Below are 1,338 nucleotides of genomic sequence, written 5' to 3'. Positions count from 1 at the left end.
TAGCAGGCTGTTGAAGTATCGCCGTCGTGGCGCAGCGGTGGCTTTCCACAGCGCTGCCGTGCCGATTCGGGTCATGTCGTTTTGATGCTGGATTTCTTTAATTCTGACCGATTCGATGTCATTTGCTCGCCGACTTTCGCCTCTACACCGCTTTCGCTGCGAGCGTTCGCATGCGCGTGAGGTTGTAGGCGGCCTGCGTCAGCAGGAACAACTGCTCGACTCGCTCGCGCCCGCGACACATGACCTGCCGAATCCGCCCAACCGTTTTGCCCCAGCCAAACACCTGTTCGATGCATTTGCGCTTGCGCTGACTGATGGCGTAGCCCGCCCAGCGAGTCGTGCGCCCGTCGATGGCCGAACCACCTGTGCGCGCGTCGTTTTGCGCAACATGCGGCGTTACACGATTGCGGCGGCACGTCGCGACGAATCCGGCTGTGTCGTAATTCTTGTCGGCACCCACCGTAATCGGTACCTCGGCAAGTCGCGCCGCATCGGCAAGCATCTCGGCCGCCGCATCGCGTTCGGCCGTACCGTTGGCCTGCGTCACTTGCGCGTTGACCACCAGTCCGTGCCGGTTGTCCGTGAGCACGTGCCCCATGTAGCAAAGTATCGCGCCAGTGTTGCGACTCTTGCGGAACAACCTCGCCTGACTGTCGCTGCTCGATTCATGCGTATCGTTGCTGCGCTTCTCGCCGTGCCAATCCTCGCGCTGGCGAGCATTGCCCCCAGGCGGCGTATCGTCATCGGACTTGTTCTTACGCACAAAGCTCTTATGGCCCGCCCACGCCTGAATCAACGTGCCGTCGACGCTGAAGTGCTCGCCCGAGAGATGACCGCGTGCATGCGCCGTCTCCACCGTCTCGTTGAACAAACCCACAATGACATCGTGCGCCAGCAACCGGTCTCGGTTCTTGCTGAACGTCGAGTGGTCCCACACCGCATCGTCCATCGCCAAACCGACAAACCAACGAAACAGCATGTTGTAGGAGATTTGCTCCATCAGCATGCGCTCGCTTCGGATCGAATACAGCACCTGAAGCAACAGCGCGCGAATCAGCTTCTCGGGCGCGATGCTCGGCCTACCGCCTTTCGCATCGCTCTCATACATGCGCGCGAACACCCCGTCCATGCGCTTCAGAGCGTCGTTCAACCAGAGGCGAATCGGCCGCAGCGGATGATTGGCCGGAACGAATTCGTCGAGTTTCGCCATCGTGAACATCGTCTCGGTGTAGCCGTCCGCTCCGCGCATCGTTTCGCTCTCAGTGTTGGTCGATTCCTTCTTTCAACGTTTACCCCTCCCGCTCGGATGACGTCTGCGGGAGGTATTTCAACAGCCTG

1 protein-coding gene is annotated in these 1,338 nt (G+C 60.2%); it reads right to left on the bottom strand.

Annotated elements, in window-relative coordinates:
* Positions 1 to 142: 142 nt before the first annotated feature.
* Positions 143 to 1,249: an IS5 family transposase gene (locus tag C0Z18_RS32405; protein ID WP_102649539.1), complete on the bottom strand. Its 1,107-nt coding sequence runs from the start codon at positions 1,247 to 1,249 to the stop codon at positions 143 to 145.
* Between the last annotated feature and the right edge of the window lie 89 nt (positions 1,250 to 1,338).

The sequence above is a fragment of the Trinickia dabaoshanensis genome (assembly GCF_002879885.1).
GTDB lineage: Bacteria > Pseudomonadota > Gammaproteobacteria > Burkholderiales > Burkholderiaceae > Trinickia > Trinickia dabaoshanensis.
Note: the sequence above shows the minus strand (reverse complement) of the source record. Positions and strands in the feature narration are given on the sequence as shown.